This is a genomic window from Streptomyces sp. NPDC039430 (assembly GCF_055639435.1).
In genome coordinates this window covers 98,383-114,693 of the sequence record NZ_JBVKAK010000018.1, presented here as the reverse complement: position 1 = coordinate 114,693, position 16,311 = coordinate 98,383, and the positions used below count along the sequence as shown (strand labels likewise).

Below are 16,311 nucleotides of genomic sequence, written 5' to 3'. Positions count from 1 at the left end.
GGCGCCTGTGCGACAGTCATAACGGTCCCCCCACCGACAGGCCGCGCCGCCCCGTATCGGAGTACGAGATGCCGTCCCCTCTGTTCGCGGACCGCCCCGCCCCGGGTCCCACCGAGCCGGGAACGGTGGACGCGCTCATCACCCGGACCCGCCGGCTGCGCGGTGACGTGGCCGCCGTACGCCGGGACACCGAGGTCGACGACGACGGCAACACGCTAGGGCGCTGGCAGCGGGCGCTCTGCGATCTGGCGGTACGTCAACTGGACCAGCTGGGCTCCCACTTGGACCAGCTCAAGGCGGGCAGGCCGAACGAGGAAGGCGCGCGGGACCGCCCGGCGCGGGACGCCTCCCCGGACCAGGACTCCCCTCAGGACGGCCCCGGCCCACGGCTCGGCCGGGCGGGCAGCGGAGAGTGGAACCTCCTGACCGACGAGGTCAGTTGGTCGGACGAACTGTTCCGGATCCTCGGACGCGAGCCGGAGAGCGGGCCGCTGACGCTCGACGAACTCCCTTCCCTGGTGTTCCCCGACGACCAGACGCTGCTCACCGCGATGGTGACGGACTGCCTGATCGACGGGAAGCCCATCGACGGCGAGTTCAGGATCGTCGCGGCCGACAGCGAGATCCGTACGCTGCACATGATGGGCGAGCCCGTCCTCGACACCGACGGCTGCACCGCCTCCATGTGGGCGGTGATACGCGACATCAGCGTGCTGCGCGACGGCGAACGGTCCGTACGCGACTCCCGTGACTCCCTCCGGCGCGAGCACCATCTCGCGCAGACCGAACACCGGCTGGTGGCCGAGTTGCACGAGGCGGTGCTCCCCGCCTGGCACGGCTCCTCGTATCCGCCGGGGAGCGGACCCGGCGCGCTGGACCTGGCCGCCCGCAGGCTCCCCGCCACGGCGCACCCGGCGACCGGCGGTCACTGGTTCGACACCCTCGAACTGCCCTGCGGGGAAACGCTGTTGACCATCGGCGAGCTGACCGGGCGCGGGGTGGCCGGGGCCTCCTCGATGGCCATGCTGCTGGGAGCGCTGCGCGGAATGGCCGTGGCGGGTATCGCGCCCGGAGCGCTGCTCGGCCATCTCAACCAGCTGCTGGAGTCCTCGGAACAGCCCGCGCTGGGCAGCGCGCTCTGCTCCCGCTACGACCCGGAGACCCGGATCCTCTCCTGGGCGCAGGCGGGCCACCCCGCCCCGCTGCTGTTCCGCGACGGGACGGGGCACGCGCTCACGCCACCGGACGGCGTACTGCTCGGGGCGACCTCGGGGGCCGCGTACGAGCAGGCCGAAGTCCAGCTCCTGCCCGGGGATCTCCTGGTACTGCACACCGACGGACCGACGCGCGAGCGCCTCGTCCGACTGGCGCCCCGGGCGGCCGGGACCCGCTCAGCGCGGGAGTGCGCTCAATTGATCGCCGAGGAGTCCGACAGGGCCGAACGCGCGGACGGGGCCTGTCTGATGGTCGTCAGGATCCCCGGCTGACGGAGGATTCCCGGACGGCCCGGACGACCGGCTCCCGGACGACCGGCTCCCGGACAAGCGGCTCCGGACAGCAGGGGATGCCGGACAGCGGAAGGACGCTAGACATCCGCCTTCCCCGTCCGCTTCACCGGCCCCCTCGGCATGGCCAGCTTCAGCTCCTCGCGCAGATCGTCGATCTTCTCGTACCCCGCGTACTGGCCGGTGAGCCGGTACATCTCCCGCAGCCGGTCCCAGGTGCGGTGCGAGGAGGTCTCCCCCATCGACACCAGCGCCAGCCGCGCGTAGCGGTCGGCCTGTTCGGGATCGTCGGCGATGAAACAGGCGGACGCCAGCGAGATGTAGTCGAAGATCTTGGAGCGCTGCCGGTCGTTGCCGCGCAGCTCCAGCGCGCGTTTGGCGTGCTGCTGCGCGGTGATCGCCGCCGCGGGCTCGTGGTCGGCGAGGGTACGGAAGGCCAGGGCCTCCATGCCGTGCAGATCGGCCTCGTCGAACATCTGCATCCAGCAGGGCGACGGTACGTCCTGCTTGTCCGCGACGAAGAGTTCCTCCGCCTCGCCCAGGGTGCGGCGCATGGCCTTGCCGCGCCCCATGGACGCGTGCGCCCATGCCTCGATGGTGCGCAGCATGGCGCGGGTGCGGGGCAGAGCCTCCTCGCCCGAACCCGAATCCGCGAGCTTCATCAGATCGAGTGCCTCGTCGGGCCTGCCGAGGTGGACCATCTGACGGGCGGCCCTGGACAGGGCCTCGCCCGCGCGGGGCCGGTCGCCGCCCTCGCGCGCCGCGTGCGTGGCGATGACGAAGTACTTCTGGGCCGTGGGTTCGAGCCCGATGTCGTGGGACATCCAGCCGGCGAGTACGGCGAGGTTGGCGGCGACGCCCCAGAGGCGCCGCTGGAGATGGTCGGGGTGACGGTAGGCGAGCATGCCGCCCACCTCGTTGAGCTGGCCCACCACGGCCTTGCGCTGGAGTCCGCCGCCACGGGCGGCGTCCCAGGCGCGGAACACCTCGACGGAGCGCTCCAGGGCCTCGATCTCCTGCGACCCGATGGGGGCGGCCTCGTAGCGGTCGAACCCGGCGGGTTCCGCGTGCAGGGGATCGTCGATCCGTGGGGCGTCGGACGAGAGTGCGGGGTCGGAGTGCAGCCAGTCATGCATGGCGCTGGTGAGTGCTGAGCCTGCGGTGAGCGCGGCACCCGCGCCCACCAAGCCGCGACGGTTGAGCATGAGGTCCATTCCCGTGAATTCGGTGAGGACCGCAGCCGTCCGGTCGGGCGCCCAGGGGAGGGCGTCGGGGTTGTCCGCGTTCCCGGCGTCCCGTCGTTTCCCCGCGCGCCCGCTCCGTACGAACCCGAGGTCCTCGATGGTCACGACACGACCGAGCCGCTCGGTGAACAGGGCTACCAGCACTCTCGGCACGGGATCGCGCGGGGTCTCCCCCATGTCGATCCAACGCCTCACCCGCGAGGTGTCGGTGGCCAGCTGGGGGTGGCCCATGGCCGCCGCCTGCCGGTTCACCAGCCGTGCGAGTTCGCCCTTGGACCAGCCGGCCAGGCCGAACAGATCCGACAGACGGGTGTTGGGTTCTCCGCTCACGTCAAGCCCCCAGGTTCTCGGCTGAGTTGACAGTAACCGCCTGTCAGAGGCGTGGCGACTATTCGCCACGGTTCGCCAGGCTTCGCCAGCTCGTGTGCCAGGGGGTCGACGGTGTCAGGTAGGAACGCGCCATCCCGGCCCGGCAGCCGGACGTACTCCCCAGGGTGCCCCATGGCTGCCGGGCGGGAGGCGCGAGTAATTCGTCGGCACACGAAGGGATCTGTATCGCCCATGTACACAGCATCGTCCTCCGTGTCCGCTCCGCCCCGGTCGCAGCGTACGGTCGCCCCCGGCAGCGGGCCGTATCTCGACCCCACGCATGCGGGGCGGCCGCGGCTCAGGGCGGGGACGGTCAGCCAACCGCTCAGCGGGAGAATCGACTTGTCCGGCCCCCAGGGCGCGCAGCTGCGCATGGCGATCACGGCGGTGCACCGGGTCTGCCCGGAGTTCAACCCGGTGCAGGTGCTGCGGCGCAGCGGGCGCTCCGTGCTGCTCGTCGGAACCACGGGGCGCGCCAACGCGGTCGCCAAGTGCCTGCTGGACCACTCCCCGGTCTGGACCGAACGGTTCAGGCACGAAATAGCTGCTTATCGCTCCTTCGTCCGGCACCGGCCGCCGGTACGGGTCCCCCGGCTGATCGCCGCGGACCCGGAGAACTGCGCGCTGGTGATCGAGCGGATGCCGGGGCGCGCCGCCGCGCTGACCCGCCATCCGGTGGAGGCGCCGCCGCGCGCCGATCTGCGTGCCGCGCTCGGCGCGATCGTCAGGCTGAACACCTGGCGGCCCCCGGCAGGTCTGTTCGACAAGCCGCTCGACTACGCGTCGCGGATCGCCCGCTACCACGAGCTGGGGCTGTTCACCGACCGGGATCTGGGTGATCTGCAGAAGCTGCTGCACGGGCTGGCCGGCGCCAGGCAGGGCATGGAGTTCTGCCACGGAGACGCCCTGCTCTCCAACGTCCTGCTGTCCCCGGCGGGTCCTGTGCTCGTCGACTGGGAGCACGCGGGCTGGTATCTGCCGGGCTACGATCTGGCGACGCTCTGGGCGGTCCTCGGGGACGCCCCGCTGGCGCGCCGCCGGATCAGTCAGCTCGCGCAGGCCGGCGGGCCGGTGGCGCGTGACGCGTTCCTGGTCAATCTGATGCTCGTGCTGACCCGGGAGATCCGGATGTACGAGACGGCGGTGCAGCGCGCGCTGCGTGAGACACCGTCATCCGGTACGGGCCCGTCCGCCCGCCCGTCGCCGTCCGCGCAGCAGAGCGGTCTGACGCCGGCCGAGGAGCAGCGGCTGCTGCTGCGGCGGTTGCACGACGACTGCGCGATGGCACGGCGGGCCGTACGCGCGGCGGTCGGGACCCGCTGATCCGGCCCCCGTACGAGCGGGAACGAACAGCGCCGCACGCCCCGTGCAGACCCACGGGGCGCGCGGCACGTCCGGCGCGGCCGCGGGGCCGGCCCCGGTCCTGCGCGGCTCCGCGACTCCGCGGCTCCGCGGCTCCGCGGCTCCCCGGCCGTGCCAGGCCCAGCCGGCGACTCCCGGCCGGTCCCATTGGCGCATGTCTGATCATTGGTCCATTCCACTGACGCGCCGCAGGCCCGGACCCCACCGCCACGAAACTCCGTGACACCCACGCTGACGTGCGAAATCCCCTCCATGCCTGATGATTGACGGATCCTCCGGAAGCCGATACCCCTGTAGTCCAGTCGGCCCGGCAGGCCCCTTCGCGCATCACCCGTCACTGGAGGCTGCATTGCAAGGTTCCGTCCCCCCACGACCGAGGTTCCCGCGTGGTCGCGCGCTGCGAGCGGGGGGTGTCGTGGCGTCCGCCGCGCTGCTGCTGCCCCTGGTCTCCGCCACTCCGTCCGTCACCGCGGAACAGCCGGGATCCGGCGCGCTGCAGAGTGAGTTCGCCGCCGCGGCCGCGCGGTACCAGGTGCCGCAGAGCGTGCTGCTCGGTGTCTCGTATCTCCAGTCCCGCTGGGACACGCACAGCGGAGCCCCGAGCGTCACCGGCGGCTACGGCCCGATGCATCTGACCGACGCCAGAACCGCGCTCGCCGACGCGCCGCACCACTCGGAGGGTACGGAGGACCCGCGCGGGGACACCTCGCGCGCGGCGAAGACCGTCACCGGGGCCGCGCTGCCCAGGACCTCCGAACTGCCCGCCCGGCTGCGCACCCTGGACCGCGCCGCCGAGCTGACCGGCCTGCCCGCCAAGGAGCTGCGGCGCAGCCCCGCGGCCAATGTCCGGGGTGGCGCGGCGCTGCTGGCCGCGGCCCAGCGGGAGCTGGGACAGCCGCTGAGCGCCGATCCGGCCGACTGGTACGGGGCGGTGGCCCGGTTCTCCGGGGCGGACGACTCCGCGACGGCCGCGACGTATGCCGATGACGTGTACGACGTGATCAGGAACGGTGAGCACCGGACGACGGACAGCGGCCAGCGGGTGGCGCTGCGCGCGGCCCCCCGGGTCTCCCCCGACACCGCGCAGACGGCGCGGCTCGGTCTGCGGAAGGCCAGCACGGGGCGGGCCGAGTGTCCCGGCAAGGTCGCCTGCGAGTGGATCCCGGCGCCGTACGCGGAGTTCGGCGAGAGCGACTACGGCAACCACGACAAGGCCGACCGGCCGACGTCGCAGTCGGTCGACTACATCGTCATTCATGACACCGAGGGCTCCTGGGACACCACCCTCAAGCTGATCCAGGACCCGAAGTATGTATCGTGGAACTACACGTTGCGCTCGTCCGACGGGCATGTCGCCCAGCATGTGGCGACCAAGGATGTCGGCTGGCACGCCGGCAACTGGTACATCAACTCCAAGTCGGTGGGGCTGGAGCACGAGGGCTTCCTCGCCGCGCCGGACGCCTGGTACACGGAGGCTATGTACCGCGCCTCCGCGCGGCTGGTCGGGTACCTGGCGAAGAAGTACGACATCCCGCTGGACCGTCAGCACATCCTGGGCCACGACAACGTGCCCGGCACGACCACCGCGACGATCCCCGGAATGCACACGGACCCGGGCCCGTACTGGGACTGGGCGCACTACTTCCAGCTGCTCGGCAAGCCGTTCAAGGCGACCGCGGGGCCGGACGCGCCGGTGGTCACGATCCGTCCGGACTACGCGTCCAACCAGCCGTCGTACACCGGCTGCGAGAAGGCGGGCCAGGCCTGCGCCCCGCACGGCTCGGGCGCCGTACGGCTGCACACCGCCCCGGCCGCGGACGCGCCGCTCGCGAAGGACATCGGGCTGCGGCCCGGCGGCGAGGACTCCACGACCGACGTCAACGACCTGGGCGCCCGCGCCTCGACGGGCCAGCAGTACGCGGTCGCCGGGCGCCAGGGCGACTGGACGGCGATCTGGTACCTCGGCCAGAAGGCGTGGTTCCACAACCCGCGTACGAAGCCGACCGCCGTGGGCGCCAAGGCGTCGGTGCTGACGCCGAAGGCCGGGCTGGCGGAGATCCCGGTGTACGGACGGGCGTATCCGGAGGCCGGTGCCTACCCGGAGGGGGTTCCGGTCCAGACGGTCTCGGCGTTCCCCTACAAGCTGCTCGCCGGCCAGCGCTATGTGGTGGGCGCCCAGGCACCGGGTGAGTACTTCTTCGCGCCGACCTTCGACACCGCGGGACACCGGGTGGTGCGGGGCGAGGACACGTACTACGAGATCCAGTTCGGGCACCGGGTCGCCTATGTGAAGGCGGCCGATGTGGAGGTGCGGCCGGCCCGCTGATACCACACCGGCAGGGGGATGCCGGGCGTCGCCGGCCGCGGGGGAACCGGTGACGCCCGGCATACGTCTGTCCTGGGTTCGTACGGCGGTGCGGTGGCGCGGCGTCGGAGTCAGCAGCGTCAGGACGGCGGCGGGCCGGGGTCAGTAGCGCAGGACGGCGGCGATCCGGTCGTGGACGGCGAGCGCGTCGTCCGGCAGGAAGACCACCTCGGCGCCGCCGTCCAGGGCCGTTTCGACGAGTTCGTCGACGATGTCCTCGCGTACGTCGGGGGCCGTGGCGGACTCGTCGTCGACCGGGATCAGATGGCCGTCGCTGACGCGGACCGTACGGCGGTAGTGCTCTTCGAGCGCGACCAGTTCGGCCCGCTTCTCGCGTACGGACTCCCAGACCTCGTCGAGTCCGGCGGCGAAGGTGCGGCGGCCCTTGGCGTCGTCCAGCCGGGTCAGTACCTCGGCCTTCTCGCGGCGCGCGTACTCCTCGACCACGGGCCGGAGTTCCTTCAGCAGGACGGGCGCGGGGCCGTCCGTCAGACCGCCCTTGACCAGCCGTCCGACGGCCGTATGGGTGGCGTTGCCCGTCTCGTCCAGCAGGGCGAGCGCGGGGGCGAGACCGACCAGATGGAGCGGCCGGGGGCGGCGCGCCAGTACCGCGCCCATGGCCTCGTCGACGGACCGCAGGAATCGGCGGGTCTCCTCGTCGGTGAAGGTGCTCGGGGTGTCCCCGATCCGTTCCTCGCGTTCGACGTCCCAGGTCTCCTCGGGAGGCGTCAGGGGAAAGCCGTCCTCGCGGTGCTCGCGCAGGGACTCACCTGACCCGCTCCAGAGCGTCGCGCGGTCGGCGGCGATCGCGAGCGCCCAGAACGGCCGTGACTGCGCGGTCGCGGCCACGAGGTTCCGGGTCAGATAGGTGTCGGAGAGGACGACACGCTCGGGCACCTCGCGCGGCAGGTACCAGACCCGGAACTCCGCGGCGTCGGCGAGCAGCAGCAGTCCGTCGAGCAGATGGCGCAGATCGACCTCGGCGACGGCCTTGTCGAGCTGGCCTCTGACGGCGGCGCGGGACCGCTTGTCCAGACCCGGTTCGGCCTCCAGCCGGCGTCCCGCCTCGGCCAGCAGATTGCGCAGCCGTACCGCGTCCTGCTCGTGGTGGGGTTCGCGGCGGTGCGTGGGCATCGTCAGGGACACGGCCGGATAGGTGCGTGGCGCACGCAGTTCCCGCAGGACGTCGGGGTTCAGACCATTGCTGTCCATGCTGTCCCTTCGCTCGATGAAGGTCCGGCGGCGGGCGGACAGGCGCGTGCCGGCCCCCACTCGTGCATCCATCTTGCGCGATTCCGCCCGGTTCCGCAGGAGGGGCGGTCCGCTCGGCCACGAGGGCCCCACCGGCCGTGCGGCGGATGGGGCCCAGGTCCGGGACCGTCCGGGACCGTCCGGGACCTACGGGGTGAACTCGTACGTCTGTCCCGCGGTCGCCCGGAAGGTCCGCTCACCGCCGGGGAGCAGTGTGCTGCGCAGGGTCAGGTCGGTCGTACGGCTCGCGCGCAGCGTGATCCGGCTCGCCCTGCCGCCGCTCCAGCTGATGTCGAGCGTGACGCCGCCGCGCGCCCGCAGCCCCGTCACCCGGCCGTTCGGCCAGGATCCCGGCAGTGCGGGCAGGATCTCGATCGGGCCGTGCTGGCTCTGGACCAGCATCTCGGCGACCCCCGAGGTGGCGCCGAAGTTGCCGTCGATCTGGAAGGGCGGGTGGGTGTCCCAGAGATTGGGCAGGGTGGAGCTCTTGAGCTGCTCCGCGAGCATCTTGTGGGCGTGATCGCCGTCCCGCAGCCGCGCCCAGAAGTTGATCTTCCATGCCTTGCTCCAGCCGGTTCCGCCGTCGCCGCGCGCGGTCAGCGAGACCTTGGCCGCCTCCGCCCATGTGCTGCCCGCGACGATCTGCCGGCCCGGGTGGAGCGCGAAGAGATGCGAGACATGGCGGTGGTCGTCGGTCCTGCTGTCGACATCGGTCTTCCACTCCTGGAGCTGGCCCCAGGAGCCGATACGGAGCCCGGGGTCGAGGTCGCGGAGGGCGGTCTCCAGCCGGGTACGGAAGGCGGGCGCGTCCCCCAGGGTCCTGGCGGCCTCCAGGGTGTTGGTGAACAGGTCGTACACGATCTGCTGGGACATCGCCGCGCCCGCCGTGAAGTCCCCGTGCTCCGGTGAGTAGCTGGGCGTGACGACGAGCTTCCCGTCGCGCGGGTCGGTGCGGAGATTGGTGAGCCAGAACTCCGCGGCCTCCTTCATCACCGGGTAGGCGGTGGAGCGCAGATAGTCGGTGGAGCCGTTGAACCGGTAGTGGTCGTAGAGCTGCTGGGTGAGCCAGGCCGCGGCCTCCGGGAACCAGAACGAGGTGGCCCAGTTGTGCACGCCCGTGAAGCCGAACGGGTTGGTCTCGTTCTGTACGACCCAGCCGGCCGAGCCGAAGATCTCCCGCGCGCTCACCCGGCCGGGCGCGCGCATCGCCTCGACATAGCGGTCGTAGGGAGCCGTGGTCTCGGCGAGGTTGGTGACCTCGGCGAGCCAGTAGTTCATCTGGAGGTTGATGTTGACGTGATAGTCCGCCGACCAGGGCGGGTTGGTGACGTTGTTCCACACGCCCTGGAGGTTCGCGGGCAGGGAGCCGGCCCGCGAGGAGGCGATCAGCAGGTACCGGCCGTACTGGAAGAACAGCGCTTCGAGCGCCCGGTCGGCGGCGCTGCCGCCCCCCGTGTACTGCGTCAGCAGCTGGTTGGTGGGCAGATCGGGGAGTTGCTGGCCGATGTTCAGGGAGACCCGGCCGAAGAGCGCGCCGTGGTCGTTCACATGGGCGGCGCGCAGGGCGTCGTACGAACGGCCGGCGGCCGTGTCGACCGCGCGGGTGACCGCTCCGTGCGGGTCGGCGCCCCGGTAGCGCGGATAGGTGTCGGCGTAGTCCGTACCGGCGGCGAGGACGAACCAGGCGCTGTTGGCGCCGGTGACGGTGAGGGTGCCGTTCGCCCCGGCGCTGACCCGGCCGCCGTCGGTCCGTACCCGGATCTGGGTCTCGAACCGCATCCCGTTGTCCTGGAGCGCGCCCTTGACGGTGAGCCGGTCGCCGCTCGCCGTGGCGGTGAAGTCGGTGCGCGGCGAGGTGTAGCGGAGCGTGAAGCCGGCCTTCCCCGGCTGGTTGGCGGAGAACCGGCCGACGATGACCTTGCCGGGGTAGGAGGCGAAGAACTCCCGTGTGTACGCGACGCCTTGGTGGGTGTACGTGACGGCGGCGAGCGCGGACGCGAGATCGAGGGTTCGCCGGTAGGAGCCGTCGGGGGCCGACGGGGCGCCCGGTACGGCCAGTTCCAGATCGCCCAGCACCTGGTACGCGCCGAAGCCGTGCTTCGGCTGGCCGAGTTCGGCGGCGACGGCTTCCGGCGTGAGCTTGCCCTCGGTGTCCAGACGCCGCTGTACGGAGGCGAGGACGCCGGGCCGGGGCTGGGTCCAGTTGCCGTGGTCGTATCCGCCGGCGGCCCCGGGGCCACCGGTCCACAGGGTCTTCTCGTTGAGGGTGAGGCGCTCGGTGGCGAGGGTGCCGAACACACTCGCACCGAGCGCGCCACTGCCGATGGGCAGCGACTCGCGCTCCCAGTCGGCGGCGGGTGTGTGATACCTGAGCGTCAATTCATCGGAGGGGTTAACGGCGGCTGCGGCTCCGGATATAGCCGGAATGCCCAGCGTCAGTGCGCCCGTTACCCCGATCGCGGACTTGATCGTGGTTCTGCGGCTCATCCCAGGGGTCATGGCAGGCACGGTAAAAGTCCGATGACTGAAATGGCAAGGGACATGACAAATTCACTCCCGGACGGCGTGGACACGGCCGGCACCGACTCGTGATCCACACCGCGCGGGAGCGATCGGCGACGTGCCCGGCTCCGCCGTACCCTGGCTCAGCCCTGCTGGAACAGCTCCGCGGGCAGCGGCTTCAGCAGCGCGTAGAGATCGTCCGTGATGGGCCGGTCCCAGCTGGCGATGGTCACCAGCACATCGTCGCTGCGGTCGAACTGCACGCAGGAGATCCGGCTCTCCGAGAGCTTGAGCCGGCGCACGATCAGGAGGTTGTCCCCCTGCATCACCGGGATGTCCTCGGCCCCGGTCACCTCGACCGGCTCCTCGTTCTCCAGCGCCAGCAGCAGCTGCGCCACCTCGAACGGGATCTGCCCGTCGGCCAGCTCGCGGGCGGGCGACCCCGCGGGCAGATTGCCGATGATCATCGCGGGGCCGCGGCCACCGAACAGGTCGTACCGGAGGAAGACACCCTGGCAGCTGCCATCGGGCGCGGGCAGCAGCCCCGCCCCCAGATTGCCGGGCCAGTCACCCGGGTCCATGGCCAGGACATCGAAGTCCGGGCCCGCGGGTGTGGCGGCGCTGCGGCGGCGGAGAAAGGACATCCCACCATGGTACGGGGTCGTACCACGTCACCGGAGCCGGCCGCCCACGCTCTGTCAGCCGGGACGCGCTCCGCCGGCCGCGCCGCCCGCGCCTGTTCCGTTCCGTCAGGTGAGGTCGAACTCCCCGTCGCGGGCGTTGATCACGAAGGCTCGCCACTCGGCCGGGCTGAAGATCAGCGACGGGCTCTCCGGGCGGCCGCTGTTGCGCATGGCGATGAACCCCTCGACGAAGGCGATCTGGACGTCACCCGTGCCCCGGCTGCTCGACTGCCAGTCCGCGTTGCTCAGATCGAGTTCCGGCTTGTCCCAGCCCGAAAGCGGCTTATGGGTGGTGGTGCTCTCAGCCACGTCCTGCTCCTCCCACTGCGTCGTCCCGGGGGCCACCCTATCGACCGGCGTCGGTCCCGGACAGGCCGCGCCGCGGGGTCCGTGCGGGACGGGTCACGGCCGGCGGACGGAGCCGAGGGCGCGGTGCGGCGCCGTCATACGCGGTGTGTCCAGGGGCAGTTCGCCGCCCGCCGGAGCCGCCGGGACCGGCGGCACGCCGTCGCAGCAGGGCGCGCCGCGCTCCCCGGCCGTCCGCACGACCGCCTCCGGGACCCGCCGCTCACGGACGGGATCGTCCACGGGGCCGCTGGAGCCCGGACCGGGCGGGCGGGCGCGGTCCTGCGGGCGGGGAACCGCCGCGCGGGCCGCGTCGCGGCTCTTGACGCTCGTCGGCACTCCTGAATTACTGATCCGGGGACGATCAACCGAATGATCGGTCGATCGGATGACCGCACTGTCCGAGGGACCGGGAGAGCGCCCATGACATCTCTGCTGGACGCGGCGGAACAGCTCAGCCGCGAGGAACTGGCCGCACTGCAACTGGAGCGGCTGCGCGCCACACTGCGGCACGCCTACGACAACGTCGGCCACTACCGGCTGGCCTTCGACCGGGCCGGGCTGCGACCCGAGGACTGCCGCTCGCTCGCCGATCTGGCGCGCTTCCCGTTCACCGCCAAGGCCGATCTGCGGGACAACTATCCGTTCGGGATGTTCGCCGTGGACCAGTCGGAGGTGCGGCGCGTCCATGCCTCCAGCGGCACCACGGGCCGGCCGACCGTCGTCGGGTACACCCAGCGGGATCTGGACACCTGGGCCGATGTGGTGGCCCGCTCGATCCGGGCGGCGGGCGGCCGCCCCGGGCACAAGGTCCATGTGGCGTACGGCTACGGCCTCTTCACCGGCGGCCTCGGCGCGCACTACGGCGCCGAGCGGCTCGGCTGCACGGTGATCCCGGCGTCCGGTGGCATGACCGCCCGGCAGGTCCAGCTGATCCAGGACTTCCGCCCCGAGATCATCATGGTGACGCCGTCGTACATGCTGACGCTGCTCGACGAGTTCGAGCGCCAGGGCGTGGACCCCCGTACGACCTCCCTCCAGGTGGGCATCTTCGGCGCCGAGCCCTGGACGGAGGAGATGCGGCGCGAGATCGAGGAGCGGTTCGCGATCGACGCGGTCGACATCTACGGGCTGTCGGAGGTGATGGGCCCGGGGGTCGCCCAGGAGTGTGTGGAGACGAAGGACGGCCTGCACATCTGGGAGGACCACTTCTATCCGGAAGTGGTCGATCCGTTCACCGGGGAGGTGCTGCCGGACGGTGCGGAGGGCGAGTTGGTCTTCACCTCGCTCACCAAGGAGGCGATGCCGGTGATCCGCTACCGGACCCGGGATCTCACCCGGCTGCTGCCCGGTACGGCCAGGGTCTTCCGCCGGATGGAGAAGATCACGGGCCGGTCCGACGACATGGTGATCCTGCGCGGGGTGAACCTCTTCCCCACCCAGATCGAGGAGATCGTGCTGCGTACGCCGGGGGTGGCCCCGCACTTCCAGCTCCGGCTGACCCGCGAGGGCCGGATGGACGCGCTGACGGTACGGGCCGAGGCCCGTGCGGACGCGACCTCCACGCAGCGCGCGGACGCGGTGCGGGCGATCGCCACGGCCGTCAAGGACGGGGTGGGGGTCTCGGTGGCGGTGGAGGTCGTCGATCCGGAGACGCTGGAGCGCTCGGTGGGCAAGATCAAGCGGATCGTGGACCTCAGGTCCCACTGAGCCGGGCCCCGGGCCCCGGACCCCGGCGTCCGGCCCCGGCGTCCCCGCTTGCGGCACCGGCGTCCGGTCCTGGCGTCCGGTTCTGGCGTCCCGTCCCGGCGTCCGGTCCCGCGCGGTGTCTCAGGACTGGCCGAGACGGTCCCGCAGCTCGCGCTTGAGAATCTTCCCGCTGGCGTTGCGCGGCAGCGCCGCCATGAACACGATCCGCTTCGGGGCCTTGAAGTGGGCGAGCTTCTCGCGTGCGTGGGCGAGGAGTTCGGCCTCGGTGACCTCGCCGCGCGGGACGACGACGGCCGTGACGGCCTCGATCCAGCGGTCGTCGGGCAGTCCGACGACCGCGGTCTCGGCGACGCGGGGATGGGTGTAGAGAGCGTCCTCGACCTGCCGGGACGCGACCAGCACCCCACCGGAGTTGATGACGTCCTTCACCCGGTCCACGACCGTGTAGTAACCCTCCGCGTCCCGCACGGCGAGGTCCCCGGAGCGGAACCAGCCGTCGCGGAACGCCTCCGCCGTCTCCTCCGGCTTGTCCCAGTACCCCGCGCAGAGCTGCGGCGACCGGTAGACGACCTCGCCCGCCGTACCGTCCGGAACGTCCTCGCCGTTCTCGTCGACGACCCGTGCCTCGACGTGCCGGACGGGCCTGCCGCAGGAGTCCATCCGGCCCTCGTGCTCGTCGGGTCCGAGGACCGTGGCGAGGGGGCCGATCTCGCTCTGTCCGAAGCAGTTGTAGAAGGCGAGCGAGGGCAGCCGGGCGCGCAGCCGTTCCAGTACGGGCACCGGCATGACCGAGGCACCGTAGTACGCCTTGCGCAGCGCGGTCAGGTCGCGCGTGGTGAACTCGGCGTGCTGCGAGAGGCCGATCCATACGGTGGGCGGCGCGAAGAGGCTGTCCGCTCGGCCGGCGCCGACGAGTTCGAAGATCGTCTCCGCGTCCGGCGCGTCCAGGATCGTGTTCTCGGCGCCGACCGCGAGATACGGCAGCAGGAACACATGCATCTGGGCGGAGTGGTAGAGCGGCAGCGAGTGGACGGGCCGGTCGCTCTCCCGCAGGTCCAGGGCGGTGATGGAGCTGGCGTACGCGTGCACCTGGGCGCGGTGCGTCATCATGGCGCCCTTGGGCAGCGCGGTGGTGCCCGAGGTGTAGAGCAGCTGGGACAGCTCGCCGGGATCGCCGGCCCGTTCGTACGGCCTCGGCACGGCCAGTGCGGCGAGCAGCGAGCCGTCGGCGTCTCGCAGCGCGCGTACCGGAACGTCTCCGGGGATCCGCCCGGCGAGGTCCGGATCCGCGAGGACGAGCGCGCTGCCCGACTGCCGTACGAGATAGCCGAGGTCGTCGCCGGTGAGATGCTGATTGACCGGTACGTGGACGAGCCCGGCCCGCGCGCAGGCGAGGTAGGCGATCAGATAGACGTCCGAGTTGTGGCCGTAGGACGCCACCCGGTCGCCGTCCGCGAGACCGTGACCGCGCAGCTCGGCGGCGGCGGTGGAGACGGCCGCGTCCAGCTCCGCGTAGGTCCAGGCGCGGTCCGCGTACCGTACGGCCACGCGGTCGGGCACCCGGGCCGCGGTGCGGCGCACCACGCCGTCGACGGTGCTGTCGAGCAACTCCCGCAGCGGATCGGCGGGTTCCGGCGCGGTGTGGTCCTCGGCGTTCATGGCGCGATCCTCCGGGCGGCCGCGGTCCGGGTCAATCCCCCGGACGGCCCCGGACCGCCCCCGGACCTTCCGGACCCTCGGCCCGCCGCCGGAACGGCCGGGGCCCGACCGGGTCATGGGCTGATGGCGAGGAAGACGAACGCGGCGAAGATCCCCAGATGCACCCCGCCCTGGAGGAGTGTGGCCCGGCCCGGAGCGACGGTCAGGGCGCCCACCACCACGGTCAGCGCGAGCAGCACCATATGGATGGCGCCCAGCCCGAGCACCAGCGGCCCGCTCAGCCAGATCGTGGCGAGCGCGATGGCCGGGATCGTCAGACCGATGCTCGCTATGGCGGAGCCGAGCGCCAGATTGAGGCTGGTCTGCACGCGCTCGCGGCGGGCGGCGCGTACGGCGGCGAGGGTCTCGGGCAGCAGCACCAGCAGCGCGATGACCACACCGACCACGGCCTGCGGCAGTCCGGCCGACTCCACGCCCGACTCGATGGTGGGGGACACCGCCTTCGCGTCCCCGACGACGGCGATCAGTGCCACGACCAGCATCATCAGGCTCAGGACGGTCGCGGGGCGGGTGGGCAGCGGGGCGTGCGAGTCCTCCTCCCGCACATCCCCCTCCTGGGTGACGGGCAGAAAGTAGTCGCGGTGACGGACGGTCTGCACGGCGACGAAGAGCCCGTACAGGACGAGCGAGGCGACGGCGGCGAAGCCCAGTTGCGCGGGCGAGAACTCGGGGCCCGGCTTGCTGGTGGTGAACGTCGGGATCACCAGGGTCAGGGTGGCCAGGGTGGCGACGGTGGCCAGCGCGGTGCCCGTGCCCTCCGCGTTGAACACGGCGACCCTGCTGCGCACGGCGCCGACCAGCAGACAGAGGCCGACGATGCCATTGCAGGTGATCATGACGGCGGCGAAGACCGTGTCACGGGCGAGCGAGGCGGTCTTGTCCCCGCCGTCGATCATCAGCGTGACGATGAGCGCCACCTCGATGACCGTGACCGCGACGGCGAGGACGAGTGAGCCGAAGGGCTCCCCCACCCGGTGGGCGACGACCTCGGCGTGGTGCACGGCCGCGAGCACGGCGCCCGCGAGACAGACGGCGACGAGCGCGACCGCGAAGCCCGGCAGGCTGCGCCCCCAGCTGAAGACCAGCGCGACCACCGCGACCAGCGGCACCACCACGGTCCACTGGGACATCAGTGACCTGATGCCGATGCTCGTCCTCATGCGCCTCACGCTGCCAGAGGTGCTGGTGGTGCGCTCGGTGACGGCGCCGTACGGCGGCCCCGTGCCGTCCCCCGTGATGCGGTGTCAGTTCCGCTG

At 71.8% G+C, this 16,311-nt stretch carries 12 protein-coding genes; 4 read left to right on the top strand and 8 right to left on the bottom strand.

Features of this window, described 5'->3' with window-relative positions; translation table 11 throughout:
- Nucleotides 1–68 precede the first annotated feature (68 nt).
- Nucleotides 69–1,487, top strand: coding sequence for a PP2C family protein-serine/threonine phosphatase (locus ACZ7LS_RS31650; protein WP_385132853.1), 1,419 nt, complete (start codon nucleotides 69–71; stop codon nucleotides 1,485–1,487).
- A 98-nt stretch (nucleotides 1,488–1,585) separates the two neighbouring features.
- On the opposite strand, the gene ACZ7LS_RS31645 is transcribed toward ACZ7LS_RS31650, so the two are convergent.
- A complete protein-coding gene (locus ACZ7LS_RS31645; RefSeq protein WP_382526857.1) occupies nucleotides 1,586–3,079 on the bottom strand; it encodes a DNA-binding protein NsdB in 1,494 nt (497 codons plus the stop codon).
- Nucleotides 3,080–3,310: 231 nt separating this feature from the next.
- Here ACZ7LS_RS31645 and ACZ7LS_RS31640 point away from each other — a divergent pair, with 231 nt between their 5' ends.
- On the top strand, nucleotides 3,311–4,441 hold the full coding sequence (locus ACZ7LS_RS31640) for an aminoglycoside phosphotransferase family protein (protein WP_385132856.1): 1,131 nt from the start codon (nucleotides 3,311–3,313) through the stop codon (nucleotides 4,439–4,441).
- A 388-nt stretch (nucleotides 4,442–4,829) separates the two neighbouring features.
- Entirely contained in the window at nucleotides 4,830–6,806 is a 1,977-nt protein-coding gene (locus tag ACZ7LS_RS31635) for an N-acetylmuramoyl-L-alanine amidase (protein ID WP_385132859.1), read from the top strand.
- 141 nt (nucleotides 6,807–6,947) lie between these two features.
- Here the strand turns inward: ACZ7LS_RS31635 and ACZ7LS_RS31630 are convergent, their stop codons facing one another.
- The 5 genes from ACZ7LS_RS31630 to ACZ7LS_RS31610 form a co-directional block, all read right to left on the bottom strand.
- Nucleotides 6,948–8,057: a baeRF3 domain-containing protein gene (locus ACZ7LS_RS31630; RefSeq protein WP_382526866.1), complete on the bottom strand. Its 1,110-nt coding sequence runs from the start codon at nucleotides 8,055–8,057 to the stop codon at nucleotides 6,948–6,950.
- A 186-nt stretch (nucleotides 8,058–8,243) separates the two neighbouring features.
- Nucleotides 8,244–10,595: a glycoside hydrolase family 95 protein gene (locus ACZ7LS_RS31625; RefSeq protein ID WP_382526869.1), complete on the bottom strand. Its 2,352-nt coding sequence runs from the start codon at nucleotides 10,593–10,595 to the stop codon at nucleotides 8,244–8,246.
- A 146-nt stretch (nucleotides 10,596–10,741) separates the two neighbouring features.
- A complete protein-coding gene (locus tag ACZ7LS_RS31620) occupies nucleotides 10,742–11,242 on the bottom strand; it encodes a hypothetical protein (protein ID WP_030353882.1) in 501 nt (166 codons plus the stop codon).
- Nucleotides 11,243–11,347: 105 nt separating this feature from the next.
- Nucleotides 11,348–11,590 (bottom strand): DUF397 domain-containing protein, encoded by a 243-nt coding sequence (locus ACZ7LS_RS31615; protein WP_129767557.1) that lies wholly within the window; start codon nucleotides 11,588–11,590, stop codon nucleotides 11,348–11,350.
- 93 nt (nucleotides 11,591–11,683) lie between these two features.
- On the bottom strand, nucleotides 11,684–11,965 hold the full coding sequence (locus ACZ7LS_RS31610) for a hypothetical protein (protein WP_382668734.1): 282 nt from the start codon (nucleotides 11,963–11,965) through the stop codon (nucleotides 11,684–11,686).
- An 84-nt stretch (nucleotides 11,966–12,049) separates the two neighbouring features.
- Here ACZ7LS_RS31610 and paaK point away from each other — a divergent pair, with 84 nt between their 5' ends.
- On the top strand, nucleotides 12,050–13,336 hold the full coding sequence (gene paaK, locus ACZ7LS_RS31605) for a phenylacetate--CoA ligase PaaK (RefSeq protein WP_385132863.1): 1,287 nt from the start codon (nucleotides 12,050–12,052) through the stop codon (nucleotides 13,334–13,336).
- 120 nt (nucleotides 13,337–13,456) lie between these two features.
- Here paaK and ACZ7LS_RS31600 read toward each other — a convergent pair whose 3' ends face one another.
- Both ACZ7LS_RS31600 and ACZ7LS_RS31595 read right to left on the bottom strand, forming a co-directional pair.
- The gene (locus tag ACZ7LS_RS31600) at nucleotides 13,457–14,995 is read right to left on the bottom strand and encodes a fatty acyl-CoA synthetase (RefSeq protein WP_385132866.1); all 1,539 of its coding nucleotides are present in this window, start codon (nucleotides 14,993–14,995) and stop codon (nucleotides 13,457–13,459) included.
- A gap of 113 nt (nucleotides 14,996–15,108) precedes the next feature.
- Entirely contained in the window at nucleotides 15,109–16,215 is a 1,107-nt protein-coding gene (locus tag ACZ7LS_RS31595; RefSeq protein WP_385132869.1) for a calcium:cation antiporter, read from the bottom strand.
- Nucleotides 16,216–16,311 lie beyond the last annotated feature (96 nt).

Excerpts from the sequence above, each read along its gene's own strand:
- ACZ7LS_RS31650 (WP_385132853.1), top strand. The coding sequence starts at position 69 with ATGCCGTCCCCTCTGTTCGCGGACCGCCCCGCCCCGGGTCCCACCGAG.
- ACZ7LS_RS31640 (WP_385132856.1), top strand. The coding sequence starts at position 3,311 with ATGTACACAGCATCGTCCTCCGTGTCCGCTCCGCCCCGGTCGCAGCGT.
- ACZ7LS_RS31630 (WP_382526866.1), bottom strand. The coding sequence starts at position 8,057 with ATGGACAGCAATGGTCTGAACCCCGACGTCCTGCGGGAACTGCGTGCG.
- ACZ7LS_RS31625 (WP_382526869.1), bottom strand. The coding sequence starts at position 10,595 with ATGACCCCTGGGATGAGCCGCAGAACCACGATCAAGTCCGCGATCGGG.
- ACZ7LS_RS31620 (WP_030353882.1), bottom strand. The coding sequence starts at position 11,242 with ATGTCCTTTCTCCGCCGCCGCAGCGCCGCCACACCCGCGGGCCCGGAC.
- paaK (WP_385132863.1), top strand. The coding sequence starts at position 12,050 with ATGACATCTCTGCTGGACGCGGCGGAACAGCTCAGCCGCGAGGAACTG.
- ACZ7LS_RS31600 (WP_385132866.1), bottom strand. The coding sequence starts at position 14,995 with ATGAACGCCGAGGACCACACCGCGCCGGAACCCGCCGATCCGCTGCGG.
- ACZ7LS_RS31595 (WP_385132869.1), bottom strand. The coding sequence starts at position 16,215 with ATGAGGACGAGCATCGGCATCAGGTCACTGATGTCCCAGTGGACCGTG.